This window comes from Sphingomonas sp. Tas61C01 (assembly GCF_052567495.1).
Window position 1 is genome coordinate 1,010,534 of the sequence record NZ_CP199583.1, and the last position, 15,814, is coordinate 1,026,347.

A 15,814-nucleotide genomic window follows, 5' to 3' on the forward strand; every position below is an offset into this window, starting at 1 on the left:
TCATCCCCGAACACTGGTTGCCCGAAACCTACATCCTGATCCTCGCCGGCTTCGGCCTACTTGTCGCACTGGTGGCGTGGCTGCCGCTGGCGTTGAAGCGGCTGCCGCTGTCGCTTCCGATCGTGTGCATCGCGCTCGGCGCCGCGATCTTCTCCTTCCCGCAGGTGACGCTGCGGCCGCTGCCGATCCTCTATCCCGACATCACCGAACGCTTCGCCGAGTTCGTGGTGATCATTGCGCTGATGGGCGCGGGGCTGAAGATCGACCGGGTGTTCCACTGGCGTCACTGGGGCGTGACGTGGCGGTTGCTCGCGATCACCATGCCGCTCGGCATCCTCGCGATCGCGGCGCTGGTCTGGTCGACGCTCGGCCTGCCCTGGGCGGTGGCGCTGCTACTCGCCGCGAGCCTGGCGCCGACCGATCCGGTGCTCGCCTCCGACGTCCAGGTCGGTCCGCCCAAGACCGGCGACGAGGACGAGGTTCGCTTCGGGCTGACCTCCGAAGCCGGGCTCAACGACGGGCTCGCCTTCCCCTTCGTCCATCTCGCGATCATCCTGGCGGCGAGCGCAGGCACGGAGCCGTGGTTCGCCGAATGGCTCGGATACCGCGTGATCTGGGAAATCGGCGCGGGCGTTGCCGCCGGCTGGGTAATCGGTCGCGTGTTCGGCTGGCTCACCTTCCACGTGCCCGCCGAGACCAAGCTGGTCGCGACCGGCGACGGGCTGATCGCGATCGCCGCGACCTTCGTGTCGTACGGCCTGACCGAGATGATCCACGGCTATGGCTTCCTCGCGGTCTTCGTCACCGCGCTCAGCTTCCGCCACACCCACCGCGAGCATGATTTCCAGCGCGACATGCACGACGTCACCGAACAGATCGAACGCATCGCGATGATGGTGCTGCTGCTGCTGTTCGGCGGCGCGCTGGTCAGCGGCCTGCTCGAGCCGGTGTCGTGGAGCGACGTCGGCGTCGCGCTGGTGATCCTGCTGGTGATCCGCCCCGTCACCGGCCTGATCGGCCTTGCCGGGCTGAAGGCGGATCGCGAGGAACGGCTGACGCTCGCCTTCTTCGGCATCCGTGGGGTCGGCTCGATCTATTATCTCGCGTACGGGCTCAACCATGTCGCGATCGCTTCGGCCGAACGGCTGTGGGGCCTGGTCGGCTTGGTCGTGCTGTTCTCGATCCTGCTCCACGGACTGACGGTGACGCCGATCATGCGCTCGCTCGATCGGCAGCAGGGCCGCGATCCCGATGCCGACGAAGGTGTCACCGCCTGAATTTGTGCAGTGCAGCAACGATCCACTTGGCGTATCGTTGATCGCATGATGGCCGCCTAGCCGGCCGAGGAGCGACACGATGCGAATTTCCGAAACCTTGGCGAAACTGGCCGCCAACCGCCTGCCGATCCAGCCGGCGACACGCGCGCCCAATCGCCTGACGCCGCTGACCGGCTTCGGCAGCAACCCCGGCGCGCTTGCCGCCTGGCGCCACGTGCCGGCCACGCTCGCGCCCGGTGCGCCGCTCGTCGTCGTCCTGCACGGCTGCACCCAGACCGCGGCCGGCTACGACACGGGCACCGGCTGGTCGACGCTCGCCGACCGCGCCGGCTTTGCGGTGCTGTTCCCCGAACAATCCCGCAGCAACAACATGAACCTGTGCTTCAACTGGTTCGAATCGCTCGATGTCGTCCGCAGCGGCGGCGAGGCCGAATCGATCGCACAGATCGTCGCCGCGATGATCGCCGAACACGGCCTCGATCGCGACCGCGTCTACGTCACCGGCCTTTCCGCGGGCGGCGCGATGACGACGGTGATGCTCGCCACCTATCCCGAGATGTTCGCCGGTGGCGCGATCATCGGCGGCCTGCCCTATGGCGGCGCGCCCGGCGTCTCGGCGGCGCTCGGCCGAATGGCGGGCCGCGAAGATCGTGGCACCGCCGCGCTGATCGATTCGGTCGCGCGCGTCGCCGGCACCCCCGCGGGTCGCATCCCGACCGTCTCGATCTGGCACGGCGGCGCCGACCCGACCGTCGCGGTCGCTAATGCCGATCACCTCGCGGCGCAGTGGCGCGGCGTCCACGGCGCAGGCGCCGTCCCCGCCGCGGTGGAGCATGGCAAGGGCTGGGAGCACCAGCGCTGGACCCGCGACGGCCGCGTCGTCGTCGAGACCTGGCGGATCGCCGCGATGGGCCACGGCGTCCCGATCGATCCCGCCGGCCCCGACCGGCTCGGCGCGGTCGGCCCCTATATGCTCGACGCCGGGATCGACAGCACCGCCGCGATCGCGCGGTCCTGGGGCATCGTCCCCGCGACGGTCACCAAGGCCGAGCCGGCGAAGACCGCCACTCGCCCGACGCCGCGCACGCCCCCACCCCGCCCACCTGTGGCTGCCGGCGTCCAGAAGGTGATCGAAGACGCGATGCGCGCCGCCGGCCTGATGAAGTAATCAGGTCCAGTACAGGATCCGCGCCAGCGGCAGCTGGCGTGCGATCTCCGCTTCGAAGAAACGCCGCAGCGTCCGCATCGTATCGGCATCGTAGACATATTTTATCGACCCGAACTTGGTGCGCTTCTCGGCGCGATTCGGCGCGCCCATCTCCAGGTCCGATCCCGGATACCAGCTCTCGAGCACCGCCTTCGACGTCGGCGAATAGCGGTGGGTGATCAGCTCGATCGTCAGGTCGGGCACCTCGGCGAGCAACGCCGCCGCTTGCGCGATCAGCACCGCATAAGCCTCTTCCCAGCCCGGCGCCGCGATGATCGGCGCGATCGTCAGCCCGACCGGATATCCCGCCGCCGCCATCCGCGCGAGCGCGGCGAGCCGCGCCGCCACCGGGCTGGTCCCGCCCTCGAACCGCGCGAACGGCTCCGGGTTGACCGACCCCCGCATCCGCGTCCGCCCCTGATGATCGAGCCCGACCAGCGCATCCACCGCCGCGAACTTGCTGGTGAATCGCAGCTGCGCATCCGCCTCCCATTCGCCGAAATACGCGATCAGCGCCGACAGCGACCCGGTGAGATGCTCCAGTGCCAGCGGATCGGTGTAGCAGCTCGCCTCGAACGTCGTCCCCTCGTGCGCGCGCCGCACCGATCGCGACGTCACCTTGCCCGTGCCCAGATGCGGCGGCAGCTCGGCGAAGATCTCGGGCAGATTGGCATAGGTTCGCGTGATCGGCGGCCCCTTCAGCGACCCCGCCAGATAGCAATAGCTGCAATGCGCTGGACACCCCTCGGCGAGATCCACTCGCCAATCGGCCGACGGCGCTATCGGCTGCAGCCGCCGCTTCGACGGCGACGCCACCACCACCGTCAAGGTTTGCTTGGCCAACGCATAAGCCTGCCGCTCATCCTCGGGAAAGGCCAGCGACAACCGATCCGACGCCAGCACCTCGACGGCGATCCCAAGCCCCTCCGCCCGCGCGATGATCGCGCGCCCATGTGACCACGCCATCGCCGACCGCGAAACCAGCACCCGCTTCGGCCGCCACAGCCGCGCAGGCGGATCGGCCGTTTCACGCGCCGGGCGCTCGACAGAGGCAAGTGCTTTCATCCACCGACAACGCCCATGCTGCGATCAGGTTACATGCTCGGTCGAGAGAGTTGGCTGGGGCGGCAGGGTTCGAACCTGCGAATGGCGGCATCAAAAGCCGCTGCCTTACCACTTGGCGACGCCCCAACGGTGCCGGGCTTATAGCGGCGCAAACGCGGGTGGAAACCCCCGGCGCGCCGCTGCCACGGCTGGCATGACTGATCAATCGACGGCGTGGCGCCAGCCATAGGGGTCGGGGGAATGGCCGCGCTGGATCGCGGTCAGGCTGTCGAGCATCCGCTGGGTCAGCTGCCCGGTTCCGCCCGATCCGATCGTGAACCGGCCGTCGGCGCCGACGACGCTGCCGATCGGGGTGACCACCGCGGCGGTGCCGCAGGCGAACGCCTCGGTCAGGCGGCCACTCTCGGCATCGGCACGCCACTGATCGAGCGCATAGGGCTCTTCACGCACCGTGACGCCCTGGTCGCGTGCGAGCTGGAGGATCGAATCGCGGGTGATCCCGGGCAGGATCGTTCCGGTCAGCGGCGGCGTCGACAGGCTGCCGTCGTCGAACACGAAGAACACGTTCATGCCACCGAGCTCCTCGACCCAGCGTCGCTCGACCGCATCGAGGAACACGACCTGGTCGCACCCCTGGCGGATCGCTTCCGATTGGGCGAGCAGGCTCGCGGCGTAATTGCCCCCGCATTTGGCGGCGCCGGTGCCGCCCGGCGCAGCGCGGGTGAAGTTGCGCGACACCCAGATCGACACCGGGCGCGCACCGCCCTTCCAATAGGCGCCGACCGACGAGGCGATCACCATGTAGAGATATTCGGCCGAGGGCTTCACCCCGAGGAACGCCTCGCTCGCGATCATGAACGGTCTGAGGTAAAGCGCGCCGCCCTCGCCCTCCGGGATCCACTGGCGCTCGGTGCGCACCAGCTGCTCGACCGACTGGACGAATAGGTCGTCGGGCAGCTCGGGCATCGCCAGCCGGCGTGCGGAGCTGCGGAAGCGCTGGGCGTTAGCGGCGGGGCGAAACAGCGCGGTGCTGCCGTCGGCCAGCCGATAGGCTTTCAGCCCCTCGAAGATCTCCTGCGCATAATGCAGCACCGCGGTCGACGGATCGATCGAGAGCGGCGCGCGCGCGGTGATCGTCGCGTCGTGCCAGCCATCGGCCTCGTTATAACGGACCACCGCCATGTGATCGGTAAAGACCCGCCCGAATCCGGGATCGACCAGCCGGGCCGCACGCTCGTTGGCGTCGACGCAGGTCGTGCTTGGTTCCAGACGGAACGAGCCATGGTCCGCGGTTCGGGCAGCGAGCATCGTTTTCTCTCGTGTTACGGGGTTACATGGGGCCTAGGACCGATGTACAAACCGGTCAATATGGCTGCCACAGCACCTTCCGCATCCGCACTTTTCCTCCGCGAACCCGAACTGCGGCGTGGCTTGGAACTCCTCTATTTCGGCCACGCGCACCTGACCCGATCGGTCGACGAAGGCCTTGCCGCACAAGGGCTTGGCCGCGCGCATCACCGCGCGCTCTACTTCATCGCGCGCAAGCCCGACTTAACCGTTAGCGAGCTGCTGTCACTGCTGACGATCACCAAACAATCGCTCGGCCGCGTGCTCAACGAACTCACCGAACGCGGGCTGGTCGATATTCGCCCCGGCGAGCGCGACCGCCGCCAGCGGCTGCTGCGGCTGACCGCGGAGGGCGCGCGGATGGAGAGCGACCTGTTCGAGGCGATCCGCGTCAACATGTCGGCCGCCTATGCCAAGGCGGGGCAGAACGCGGTGTCGGGCTATTGGGCGGTGCTGGAGGGCATGGTGCCCGAGGACAAGCTCGCCGAACTCAACGGCTTGCGCACCTGACGCCGCTTGCTTCGTGCGGCGCGCGATTTACTTGAGGCCCGGCACCGCCTAGATCGAAGCCCATGCCAGTCTCCGCGCCAGAGGTGATCTCCCTCGGCTGCCGTCTCAACATCGCCGAAAGCGAGACGATCCGGACGCTCCTCGGGGAGCGCGACACGGTGGTCGTCAACAGCTGCGCGGTGACCAACGCCGCGGTGAAAGCCACGCGCGCCGCCATTCGCCGCGCGCGCCGCGATCGGCCGGGTGCCGAGATCGTCGTCACCGGATGCGCCGCACAGATCGACCCGGCGAGCTTCGCGGCGATGGCGGAGGTCGATCGCGTCGTCGGCAACGGCGAGAAGCTGCTGCCCGCCGCCTGGCGCAGCACCGAGGCGGTCGTGGTCGGCGACATCATGCAGCTGCGGGAGACCGCGCCCCATCTCGCCGCGAGCTTCGCGCATCATGCCCGTGCGTTCGTCGAGGTGCAGAATGGCTGCGACCATCGCTGCACCTTCTGCGCGATTCCGTTCGGCCGCGGGCCCAGCCGATCGGTGCCCGCCGGCGCGGTGGTCGACCGGATCGCCGGGCTGGTCGCGGCGGGGCACCGCGAGGTGGTGCTCACCGGAGTCGACCTGACCAGCTACGGCCACGACCTGCCCGGCACGCCGACGCTCGGCCAGCTGGTCGAACGGATCCTGCGCCACGTTCCCGTGCTCGAGCGGCTGCGGCTGTCGTCGCTCGACTCGATCGAGATCGACGACCGGCTGTTCGCGCTGGTGACGCAGGAGCCGCGTGTCATGCCGCACCTTCACCTCTCGTTTCAAGCGGGCAGCGACCTGATCCTCAAGCGCATGAAGCGCCGCCACACCCGCGCGCAGGCGGTCGCGATCGTCGCCCGGCTGAAGGCCGCGCGCCCAAGCCTTGCGATCGGGGCGGACCTGATCGCAGGCTTTCCGACCGAGGACGCGGGGATGTTCGCGGATACGCTGGCGCTGATCGACGACGCCGATATTGTCCACGCGCATATCTTCCCCTATTCGCCGCGCGCGGGCACCCCCGCCGCCCGGATGCCGCAGGTCGACGAACCCGTCCGCCGCGAGCGTGCGCAGCGGCTGCGCGAGGTCGCTGCGGCTCGCAAACAGGATTGGCTCGCCGCGCAGGTCGGCACCTGCCACGACATCGTCGTCGAACAGCCCGGCGACCGCGGCCATGCCGGCAACTTCGCGGAGGTCCGCCTCCCCGCCCCCATCGACCCCGGCACGGTGATCCGTGCGCGGATCGTCGGCGCCACCGACACCCACCTCATCGGAACCCTCGCATGAGCACCACACCAACCTGGCACGAACGGCTGATCGGCGGCTTTCGCAAGACGTCGGACAGGCTCGTCGGCAATCTCGCCGGGCTCGGCGGCGCGCGGCTCGACGATGCGACGCTCGACGACATCGAAGAGGCGCTGATCGCCTCCGATCTCGGGCCGCAGACCGCGGGGAAGATCCGCACGCGGCTGGCCGAAGGCACGTTCGAGCGCGACATGGAGGAACTCGGCATCCGGCTCGTCGTCGCCGACGAGGTCGAGAAGGCGCTCGCCAAGGTCGCGATGCCGCTGGCAATCGAGGCGTTTCCGCGGCCGCAGGTGATCCTGGTCATCGGGGTCAACGGATCGGGCAAGACGACCACGATCGCCAAGCTCGCGCACCTGTTGATGGAGCAGGACTACGGCGTCATGCTCGCGGCGGGCGACACCTTCCGCGCCGCCGCTATCGGGCAATTGCGCACCTGGGCGGAGCGCGTCGGGGTGCCGATCGTCACCGGACCCGAGGGCGGCGACGCCGCGGGCGTGGTGTGGGACGCGGTCAAGCAGGCGACCGAGACCGGCATCGACGTGCTGATCGTCGACACCGCAGGACGGCTTCAGAACAAGCGCGAATTGATGGACGAGCTGGCCAAGATCCGCCGCGTCCTCGGCCGCATCAACCCCGCCTCGCCGCACGACGTGGTGCTGGTGCTCGACGCCACCACCGGCCAGAATGCATTGAGCCAGATCGAGGTGTTCAAGGAAGTCGCCGGGGTCACCGGACTGGTGATGACCAAGCTCGACGGCACCGCCCGCGGCGGCGTGCTGGTGGCGGCGGCGGAGAAATACGGCCTGCCGATCCACGCGATCGGCGTCGGCGAGGGAATGACCGACCTGCGCCCGTTCGACGCGCGCGAAGTCAGCCGGATCATCGCCGGCGTCGATGCGGGGGTGCGGAAGTGATGCAGATCGTGTCCCGATCCACCAAGCTGGCATCAACGACCCCTATACCCGCGCCGTCATCCCGGACTTGTTCCGGGATCCACCGCGCCGCAAGGGCGACGAACGTGGGTTGGGCGGCACGGTGGACCCCGGAACAAGTCCGGGGCGACGGAAATGTGTCGAGTACACGGCAATCACCGCATAGGCGGGTGGAGCGCGAGGCATGACCCAACACTCCAGCACTCCCCCCGCCCCCGGCCTTCGCCTCGGCCTGGAATACGGCCCGCTGCTGATCTTCTTCGCTGCCAACTTCCTCCTGCCCTCGGCGACCGCGATGCGGCTGGTGGCGCAGTTCTCGTCCTTCCTGTCGGACATGGACCGCGTCGGCGCGCTGGTGATCGCCAAGGTGATCGTCGCGACCGCGGCGTTCGTGCTCGCCACCGCGATCGCGATGATCGTGTCGCAGGCCAAGCTCGGCCGCATCTCGCCGATGCTGTGGATCTCGGGCGCGCTGGTCGTCGTGTTCGGCGGGCTGACGATCTACTTCCACGATCCTCGCTTCATCCAGATGAAGCCGACCTTCGTCTATGCGATCTTCGCGGGCGTGCTCGGGATCGGGATGCTGACCGGGCGGCCGTTGCTGCAGGGACTGCTCGGCTCGGCCTATCCGGGGCTGACCGAAGCGGGCTGGCAGAAGCTGACGCGCAACTGGGCGATCTTCTTCGTGGCGATGGCCTGCCTCAACGAGGCGGTATGGCGGTCGACCAGCTGGAATTTCTGGGTAGGCTTCAAGCTATGGGGCGCGATTCCGCTGACCCTGCTGTTCGCGATGGCGAACATCCCGATGCTGATGCGGCATGGGTTGAGCGTGGGCGAGGATGCGGTGGGGGATGTTCCCCCCGAATAATCCTCCCCCGCCCGGGGGGGGGTGGCAGCCGTAAGGCTGACGGAGGGGGAGGTAACTCGGGACCTCTCCTGCGGCACCGCCCCCTCCACCACGGCCTGCGGCCGCGGTCCCCCTCCCCCGCTAAAGCGAGGGAGGATCTAAGTCAGGCCGCCGCGTCGAAGCGCTGGCCCACGATGTCCCAGTCGACGATATCCCACCACGCCTTCAGATATCCCGGCCGATCGTTCTTGTACGTCAGGTAATAGGCGTGCTCCCAGACGTCGTTGCCGAGAATCGGGGTGCCCTTGTCCTTGGCGTCGTCCATCAGCGGGTTGTCCTGGTTCGGGGTCGAGACGACCTCGAGCTTGCCCGATGCATCGACGATCACCCACGCCCAGCCCGAGCCGAACTGGCCCGCGCCCTTGGTGTTGAAATCCTCTTTCAACTTGTCGAGCCCGCCATAGGCGTCGATCGCATCGGCCAGAGTGCCCGACGGCGCGCCGCCGCCCTTCTTCATGCTCTTCCAGAAGAAGTCGTGGTTCCAATAGCCACCGCCATTGTTGCGGACGAGCGGCGGCTGCGACGAGATCATGCCCAGGATCTGCTCGATCGTCTTGCCCTGCAGCGCGGGGTCCTTCTCGACGCCCTCGTTCAGCTTGTCGGTATAGGCCTTGTGATGCTTGTCGTGGTGGAAGTGCATCGTTTCCGAGCTGATGACGGGCTCCAGCGCGTCATAGTCGTACGGCAGCGGCGGCAGTTCGAAGGCCATCGGTTCTTCTCCACTTTTCGGGTTCGGGCTCAACAACGTCTGCGGCCCGCAATGGCTCCGGACGGATCGTTACGCAACCGCACCTGCATTGATCAGGTCGTGCCGACGCAACGCGTGCCGCAATTGATCGTAGCTCAGCCCGAGCGCCTCCGCGGTCGATCGCTGGTTGAACCGGTGTTCGGCCAGCGACCGCGCCAGCAGGTCGCGTTCGAACCGCGCCACCCGCGACTTGAAGTCGGACGGCCCCGCATCGCAGGCGACCACCGGGGAATCCTCTGGCAGCGGCGTGACGGCCTCGGCGGATGGCGACGCGGCGGGCGCGGCGCGGCGGCTCTGGGGGCGATAGGGCGACTGGAACGGGTCGATCTCGATCGCGTCGACCGGGCCGTCCTCGGTCCAGCGGTATACCGCGCGCTCGACGACGTTGCGGAGTTCGCGGACGTTGCCCGGCCAGGGATGCCTGACCAGTGAATCTAGCGCGACCGGGCCGAAGCCATGCCAACGATCACGCCCGATCTCCGATGCCATCCGCCGGCCGAAATGATCCGCCAGCACGACGATGTCGCCCGCCCGCGCGCGCAGCGGCGGCAGGGTCACTACCTCGAACGACAGCCGGTCGAGCAGATCCGCGCGAAACTCGTAGGCATCCACCTTGTCGGGCAGATGCTCGTTGGTCGCGGCGACGATGCGGACGTCGACGCGGATCGGACGCGACGACCCGATCCGCGTCACCTCGCCATATTCGACCGCGCGGAGCAGCCGCTCCTGCGCGCCCATCGACAGCGTGCCGAGTTCATCGAGGAACAGCGTGCCGCCGTCCGCCTCCTCGAACCGCCCCACCCGTGCCTTGGTCGCACCGGTGAACGATCCTGCCTCGTGCCCGAACAATTCGGCCTCGATCAGCGTCTCCGGCAGCGCCGCGCAGTTCATCACCACCAGTGGATGATCCCAGCGCGGGCTCAGCCGGTGGAGCCGCTCGGCGACCAGTTCCTTGCCCGTTCCGCGCTCCCCGATCACCAGCACCGGCCGGTCCAGCGCCGCCGCGCGCGAAGCGTGTTCGAGCGCATCGAGAAAGGCGCCGCTTTGGCCGATCACCTGGGTCGTTCGTTCCATTGCCAACCTCTGGCGAATTCCACCAACGCTTGGCAAGCATTAAGTGTGTCGCCCATATGCCACACCTTGGCTAAGTAGCTGATTTACCGTCATTCGAGAAACTGGCACGGCTTCTGCAATGCCGTGTTCATACCGCTGACGAGGCGGTCGAGGTTCAGACAAAGTCAAGGAGGACACCATGTTCAAATCGGATTTCAGCCGCACGCTCGCAGCCATCGCCTGCTCGATCCTGTTCAGCACCACCTGCGTGCTGAGCGCGGTCGGACCGGCCCATGCCGGCGCGACGACCGAGATGGCCGCCCGCCCGCAGGCGTGACGGCCGCACCGGGGCCGGCTACTTCCCTGACCGGTCCCGGTCACCACTACCCAGGAGCACCAGTACAGATGGGCATTTTCTCCCGCACCCGCGACATCGTCGCCGCCAACTTCGCCGATCTCCTCGAGAAGGCGGAGGACCCTGCGAAGCTGATCCGCATGATCATCCTCGAGATGGAGGAGACGCTGGTCGAGGTCCGCGCGTCCGCCGCCCGGACGATCGCCGACCAGAAGGAGATGCGCCGGCATATCTCGAAGCTCGAACAGCTCCAGGCGAACTGGACCGAGAAGGCGGAACTCGCGCTGTCGAAAGACCGCGAGGATCTCGCCAAGGCGGCGCTGGTCGAGCGGCAGAAGGCGGTCGACATGGCCGACCAGCTGAAGATCGAGATCGCGGTGCTCGACGATGCGCTGCGCGCGTCGGAAGAGGACATCGCCAAGCTGCAGAAGAAGCTCAGCGAGGCACGTGCCAAGCAGTCGAGCGTGCAGACCCGGATGGAGAGCGCGACCAATCGCTACCGCCTGCGCGAAATGTACAACGGGCCGAAGACGCACGACGCGTTCAGCCGCTTCGACGTGCTCGAACGCCGGGTCGACGATGCCGAGGGCCGCGCCGACGCGATGGGCCTGGGGCTGCCGAAGACGCTCGACGACGAGATCTCGGAGCTGCGCGCCAGCGACAAGGTCGACGCCGAACTCGCCGCGCTGAAGGCGCGCATGAACAAGGAATCATGAGATGGACGAAGTTCTGTTGCCCGTCCTGGTCTGCGGCATGCTGTTCATCGGCCTGCCCTGGGTGATCCTCCACTACGTCACCCGGTGGAAGACCGCACCGAAGATCACCGACGAGGACGAACGCCTGCTCGACGAGATGCAGATGCTCGCCCGCCGCCTCGAAGACCGCGTCAACACCGTCGAGCGGATCATCGCCGCCGACAATCCCGACTGGAAGCGCAGCATCAGCGCGCCCCAGGCCACTTACCAGATCGATCGGAGGAACTGAGATGTCCGCCAGCCGCACCCAATTCTACCTCGACAAGCAGAATGCCAAATGGAAGGGCGTGTGCGCCGGGATCGCCGATTATACGGGGATCGAGGTGCTCTGGGTCCGCGTCGCGATGGTCCTGCTGACCTTCGCCGGCGGCTTTCCCTGGACGCTGATCGGCTATTGGCTGGTCGCCTGGATGGGTCAGCCCAAGCCGGTCGGCCTGTACGAAACCGACGAGGACCAGAAATTCTGGCAAGGCGTCCGATCGAACCCCAAGCGTTCGACCGCGGAGGTCCGCTCCAAGTTCCGCGATATCGATCGCCGCCTGGCCGACATCGAGCTGCACTACACCAGCCGCAACAGCCAGCTCGCACAGGAAATCGACAGCCTGCGCTGAACCGAGCGCAAGGCCACGGGGAGAAGCATCATGGATATGGGTTGGATCGTACCGATCGGCATCGTCGGCGTGGTCATGGCACGCGGCGCATTCACCACCTGGGTCCGCGCCAAGCACGGCTACCCGCTCGAAGACGAAGGCCACGGCCGGCGCCGCCGCGGCTTCAGCCACCGCAACGACGCGGTCGACGAAGGCCGCAAGGTCGAACTGCTGACCGGCGAGAACGAACGGCTGAACGGCCAGGTTTCGCGGCTGGAGGAGCGCATCGCGGTCCTCGAACGGATCGCCACCGATCCTGCCGAGCGCACCGCCCGCGAGATCGAAGCGCTGCGCGGCCAATAGCCCGGCCCGAACCCTCCCCAGCATCGGAAAGCGACATCATGAGCCCGCTCCTCATCCCCATCCTCGGCATCTCCTGCGGCCTGCTCGCGATCTTCGGCGGCGTCTTCGTCAAGCCTTGGTTCGCCTATCAGCAGCGCCGCCTTGAGATCGAAGCGACCATGGTCGCCGAGAAGGCCGCGCAATACGCCGCACACACCCAGCAGCTCGAACAGCGGGTCCGCGTGCTCGAACGGATCGCCACCGACCGCGGCGCCGATCTCGCGCACGAGATCGATCAGCTGCGCGACGAACCGCGCATCCTCGCGGGCCGCGACTGACAAGATGGTGTTCGCCGATCTCTTCCTGCTGGTGCTGGCGATTGTGGTGGCCGTCCTGGTCGTCCAGCGCCGCCGCGTCAGGCAGGCACCGGCCGAGCCGAGCCTCGCCGAACTGCACACCGCGATGCTTCGCGACGAGGTCCAGCTGCTGCGCGAACGCATCCAGGTCCTCGAACGCGTGATCACCGACAACCATGGCAGCACCGATCTCACCCAGGAGATCGAACGGCTGCGCGACCGCTGAAGGAGGCGGACATGATCGATGCCAATCTCTATCTGACCCTCGCCACCGCCTCGCTCGCCGGGCTCGCGATGATCACCACCGCCGGGCTTTCGGGCTGGCGCAGCTGGCTGGCGCTGAAGCATTCGGAACTCGACCAGGCACACGGCCCCACCGCTCCGCAGCCGACCGCCGGCGCACGGATCGAGATTGCGGACCTGAAGGAACGCATCAAGAAGCTCGAGGCGATCGCCGCAGGGGTGGACCTCTGACCCCGCCTTTTGTACCCGCCGCAAATGCCCAGCCCCGCCATCAATCTTGCCGACGTTCGTGACGAATACGCGTTCCTGGAAGCAGACGATCGCTACCGACTGCTGATCGATCTCGGCCGCGAGCTGGAGCCGATGCCGACGGCGCTGAAATCGGACGCGACGCTGGTCAGGGGCTGCTCGGCGTCGGTGTGGGTATACCCGATGGCGACCGACGGGCAGACACTGCATTTCCTCGCCGATTCGAACGCGGCGATCACGAAGGGTATCATCGCGCTGGTCCTGCTGACGGTCCAGGATCGCCCCGCCGCCGAGATCCTCGCGACCGACATCTCCGCCGCACTCGCCCCGTTCGACCTGTCGAAACAGCTGAGCTCCAACCGGACCCAGGGCATCCCCAACATGATCGCCCTGATCCGCGAGACGGCGTCCCGGTACGCATAGCGGCACGAGGGTCGCCCTCGCCCATGTGTCCCCGCGAAGGCGAGAACCCAGCACGAGGCTCCCGCCTCCGCGGGAGCACGGCGTCGGTCACAGCACGTCAACCATCTTCGTCACCCCGGACTTGATCCGGGGTCCCGCTCTGCCAGCGCGATACCGGCCGTGTCCTGGTTCAGCGGGACCTCTGCGAAACTCACGCCGTCATCCCGGACCCTTCGACTTCGCTCAGGAGAGCCTTGTTCCGGGATCCACTGTTCCGCACGGGCATAAGCCGTTGATTTTGCGGAACGGTGGACCCCGGAACGAATTCGGGGTGACGGAAAGTTAGTAGAGGTCTCAAGCCAGCGGGAGCACAATTCGGCAGCAGTGGCCTAAGCGGCTTCCAGTCGAAAATCCTTGTACCGCTCCCGCAACGTTGTCTTCAGCAACTTCCCCGTCGCGGTATGCGGCAGCGACTCCACGAACTCGATCGCGTCCGGCAGCCACCATTTGGCGACGTGCTGCGCCAGATGCCGGGTGATCTCCTGCGGGGTCACCGTCGCGCCCGGCTTGCGGACGACCAGCAGCAGCGGGCGTTCGTCCCATTTCGGATGGCGCACGCCGATCGCCGCCGCTTCGGCGACCCCGGGGCATCCCATCGCGGCGTTCTCCAGATCGACCGAGCTGATCCATTCGCCGCCCGATTTGATCACGTCCTTCGATCGATCGGTGATCTGCATCGTGCCGTCTGCGTGCAGTACCGACACGTCGCCGGTGTCGAACCAGCCCTCGGCATCGACCGCGTCCGCTTCGGCGCCAAAATAGCGCTTCACCACCCATGGCCCGCGAACCTGCAACCGGCCCGCCGCCACGCCGTCGCGGGGCAGCACGGCGCCGGCATCGTCGACGATCCGGAGCTCGATACCGAACGGCACGCTGCCCTGCTTGCAGACGAGGTCGAGGCGCTCGTCGTGCGTCATGTCGCGCCAGTGCGGCGGCTCGCAGCCGGCGGTGCCGATCGGCGACGTCTCGGTCATGCCCCATAGATGCTTGACCGTCGCGCCCATCGCCATGATCCGCTCGATCATTGCGCGCGGCGCCGCGGAGCCGCCGATCGTGACCTGCTGGAGGTGCGCCGGCGCTTCGCCGGTCGCGTCGATATGGCCGAACATCGCGAGCCACACCGTCGGCACGCCCGCGGAATGGGTCACCTTCTCGTCGTTCATCAGCCGGCACAGCACCGCGGGATCGTTGACCGCCGAATAGACCAGCTTGGCGCCCGCCAGCGCGCATGCGAACGGCAGCCCCCAGGCGGCGGCATGGAACAACGGAACGACCGGCAGCACCACCGCGGAAGGGGACAGGTTGAACACCCAGGGCGCGACCTCCGCCATCGCATGGATCATCGTCGAGCGGTGTTCGTAGAGCACGCCCTTCGGATTGCCCGTGGTGCCGCTGGTGTAGCAGAGCATGCACGGATCGCGCTCCGGCCCCTCGACCCAGGCATAGTCGCCCTCCTCGCGATCGATCAGCGCGGCGAATCCGTCGGGGCCGAGATCGTCGAACGCAACGAAGTGGCGGATGCTCGTCCATTGCGTGCGCAGCCGATCGACGATCGGCTGGAACACGACGTCGTAGAACAGCACGCGGTCCTCCGCGTGGTTGGCGATGTAGACCAGCTGTTCGTCGAACAGCCGCGGGTTGATGGTGTGGATCACCCCGCCCATTCCGATCGCACCGTACCAGGCAACGAGATGGTGCGCGTGGTTCATCGCCAGCGTCGCGACCCGGTCGCCAGGTCGGACGCCGAGCCGTTCGAGCGCCTGCGCCAGCTTGCGCGAATCGCGCGCGATGCCGGCCCAGTCGGTGCGGGTCTCGCGTCCGTCGGCCCAATGGCTGACGAGTTCGCGATGCCCGTGCTCGCGCGCCGCATGATCGATCAGCCGGGGTACGCGAAGTTCGAAATCCTGCATTCCGCCTAGCATGGTGATCCTCTCGCGACGCGTTGATGCGCCTGCTCGACCAAGGATGGCGTCAGGAGCGCGCGGGGGCAATCCCGCCGGTGTGAGGAATTGTTGCGGAATGGCGACGGCGTACCCCGACTTCGAACGCCCGCCCGGCCGCATCCTCCCTTACCCCCGACAAAGGCGGGTGCCA

Annotated in this window: 20 protein-coding genes and 1 tRNA gene; 15 read left to right on the forward strand and 6 right to left on the reverse strand. The window is 67.5% G+C overall.

Annotation, left to right across the window (positions count from 1 at the left end; translation table 11 throughout):
* The first annotated feature begins 2 nt into the window (after positions 1-2).
* Entirely contained in the window at positions 3-1,277 is a 1,275-nt protein-coding gene (locus ACT009_RS04695; RefSeq protein ID WP_445194018.1) for a cation:proton antiporter, read from the forward strand.
* Between the two features lie 79 nt (positions 1,278-1,356).
* Positions 1,357-2,445: an extracellular catalytic domain type 1 short-chain-length polyhydroxyalkanoate depolymerase gene (locus ACT009_RS04700; protein WP_445193205.1), complete on the forward strand. Its 1,089-nt coding sequence runs from the start codon at positions 1,357-1,359 to the stop codon at positions 2,443-2,445.
* Here the strand turns inward: ACT009_RS04700 and ACT009_RS04705 are convergent, their stop codons facing one another.
* The 3 genes from ACT009_RS04705 to ACT009_RS04715 all read right to left on the reverse strand — a co-directional run bounded on the left by ACT009_RS04705 (position 2,446) and on the right by ACT009_RS04715 (position 4,857).
* A complete protein-coding gene (locus tag ACT009_RS04705; RefSeq protein WP_445193206.1) occupies positions 2,446-3,549 on the reverse strand; it encodes a spore photoproduct lyase family protein in 1,104 nt (367 codons plus the stop codon).
* A 51-nt stretch (positions 3,550-3,600) separates the two neighbouring features.
* Positions 3,601-3,675: transfer RNA gene (locus ACT009_RS04710), tRNA-Gln, on the reverse strand.
* 75 nt (positions 3,676-3,750) lie between these two features.
* On the reverse strand, positions 3,751-4,857 hold the full coding sequence (locus tag ACT009_RS04715) for a branched-chain amino acid aminotransferase (RefSeq protein WP_445193207.1): 1,107 nt from the start codon (positions 4,855-4,857) through the stop codon (positions 3,751-3,753).
* Positions 4,858-4,917: 60 nt separating this feature from the next.
* On the opposite strand from ACT009_RS04715, the gene ACT009_RS04720 reads away from it, so the two are divergent.
* The 4 genes from ACT009_RS04720 to ACT009_RS04735 all read left to right on the forward strand — a co-directional run bounded on the left by ACT009_RS04720 (position 4,918) and on the right by ACT009_RS04735 (position 8,528).
* Positions 4,918-5,406 carry a MarR family transcriptional regulator gene (locus tag ACT009_RS04720; RefSeq protein WP_445193208.1) on the forward strand — a complete coding sequence of 163 codons (489 nt, stop codon included), beginning with the start codon at positions 4,918-4,920 and terminating at the stop codon, positions 5,404-5,406.
* Between the two features lie 62 nt (positions 5,407-5,468).
* Positions 5,469-6,707 carry a tRNA (N(6)-L-threonylcarbamoyladenosine(37)-C(2))-methylthiotransferase MtaB gene (gene mtaB / locus ACT009_RS04725; RefSeq protein ID WP_445193209.1) on the forward strand — a complete coding sequence of 413 codons (1,239 nt, stop codon included), beginning with the start codon at positions 5,469-5,471 and terminating at the stop codon, positions 6,705-6,707.
* Complete coding sequence (gene ftsY, locus ACT009_RS04730; protein ID WP_445193210.1) at positions 6,704-7,642, forward strand: signal recognition particle-docking protein FtsY; 939 nt, start codon at positions 6,704-6,706, stop codon at positions 7,640-7,642. Before mtaB ends, ftsY begins: the two co-directional genes overlap by 4 nt.
* 202 nt (positions 7,643-7,844) lie before the next feature.
* A complete protein-coding gene (locus tag ACT009_RS04735) occupies positions 7,845-8,528 on the forward strand; it encodes a septation protein A (RefSeq protein ID WP_445193211.1) in 684 nt (227 codons plus the stop codon).
* Positions 8,529-8,670: 142 nt separating this feature from the next.
* Here the strand turns inward: ACT009_RS04735 and ACT009_RS04740 are convergent, their stop codons facing one another.
* Together ACT009_RS04740 and pspF are read right to left on the reverse strand one after the other, a co-directional pair.
* Positions 8,671-9,276 (reverse strand): superoxide dismutase, encoded by a 606-nt coding sequence (locus tag ACT009_RS04740; RefSeq protein WP_445193212.1) that lies wholly within the window; start codon positions 9,274-9,276, stop codon positions 8,671-8,673.
* Between the two features lie 69 nt (positions 9,277-9,345).
* The gene (gene pspF, locus ACT009_RS04745; RefSeq protein ID WP_445193213.1) at positions 9,346-10,389 is read right to left on the reverse strand and encodes a phage shock protein operon transcriptional activator; all 1,044 of its coding nucleotides are present in this window, start codon (positions 10,387-10,389) and stop codon (positions 9,346-9,348) included.
* A 178-nt stretch (positions 10,390-10,567) separates the two neighbouring features.
* On the opposite strand from pspF, the gene ACT009_RS04750 reads away from it, so the two are divergent.
* The 9 genes from ACT009_RS04750 (at position 10,568) to ACT009_RS04790 (ending at position 13,681) form a co-directional block, all read left to right on the forward strand.
* The gene (locus tag ACT009_RS04750) at positions 10,568-10,705 is read left to right on the forward strand and encodes a hypothetical protein (protein ID WP_445193214.1); all 138 of its coding nucleotides are present in this window, start codon (positions 10,568-10,570) and stop codon (positions 10,703-10,705) included.
* Between the two features lie 68 nt (positions 10,706-10,773).
* A complete protein-coding gene (gene pspA / locus ACT009_RS04755; RefSeq protein WP_375421562.1) occupies positions 10,774-11,439 on the forward strand; it encodes a phage shock protein PspA in 666 nt (221 codons plus the stop codon).
* A 1-nt stretch (position 11,440) separates the two neighbouring features.
* Positions 11,441-11,707 carry an envelope stress response membrane protein PspB gene (gene pspB / locus ACT009_RS04760; protein ID WP_445193215.1) on the forward strand — a complete coding sequence of 89 codons (267 nt, stop codon included), beginning with the start codon at positions 11,441-11,443 and terminating at the stop codon, positions 11,705-11,707.
* A gap of 1 nt (position 11,708) precedes the next feature.
* The gene (gene pspC, locus ACT009_RS04765; protein WP_445193216.1) at positions 11,709-12,089 is read left to right on the forward strand and encodes an envelope stress response membrane protein PspC; all 381 of its coding nucleotides are present in this window, start codon (positions 11,709-11,711) and stop codon (positions 12,087-12,089) included.
* Positions 12,090-12,125: 36 nt separating this feature from the next.
* Positions 12,126-12,431, forward strand: a complete 306-nt coding sequence (locus ACT009_RS04770) for a hypothetical protein (RefSeq protein WP_445194019.1) — start codon at positions 12,126-12,128, stop codon at positions 12,429-12,431.
* Between the two features lie 38 nt (positions 12,432-12,469).
* Positions 12,470-12,748 (forward strand): hypothetical protein, encoded by a 279-nt coding sequence (locus tag ACT009_RS04775; protein ID WP_445193217.1) that lies wholly within the window; start codon positions 12,470-12,472, stop codon positions 12,746-12,748.
* A gap of 4 nt (positions 12,749-12,752) precedes the next feature.
* Entirely contained in the window at positions 12,753-12,992 is a 240-nt protein-coding gene (locus ACT009_RS04780) for a hypothetical protein (protein ID WP_445193218.1), read from the forward strand.
* Positions 12,993-13,003: 11 nt separating this feature from the next.
* Complete coding sequence (locus ACT009_RS04785; RefSeq protein ID WP_445193219.1) at positions 13,004-13,240, forward strand: hypothetical protein; 237 nt, start codon at positions 13,004-13,006, stop codon at positions 13,238-13,240.
* A gap of 24 nt (positions 13,241-13,264) precedes the next feature.
* Positions 13,265-13,681, forward strand: coding sequence for a SufE family protein (locus ACT009_RS04790; protein ID WP_445193220.1), 417 nt, complete (start codon positions 13,265-13,267; stop codon positions 13,679-13,681).
* A gap of 368 nt (positions 13,682-14,049) precedes the next feature.
* Here the strand turns inward: ACT009_RS04790 and ACT009_RS04795 are convergent, their stop codons facing one another.
* Positions 14,050-15,642, reverse strand: a complete 1,593-nt coding sequence (locus ACT009_RS04795; protein ID WP_445193221.1) for a long-chain fatty acid--CoA ligase — start codon at positions 15,640-15,642, stop codon at positions 14,050-14,052.
* Between the last annotated feature and the right edge of the window lie 172 nt (positions 15,643-15,814).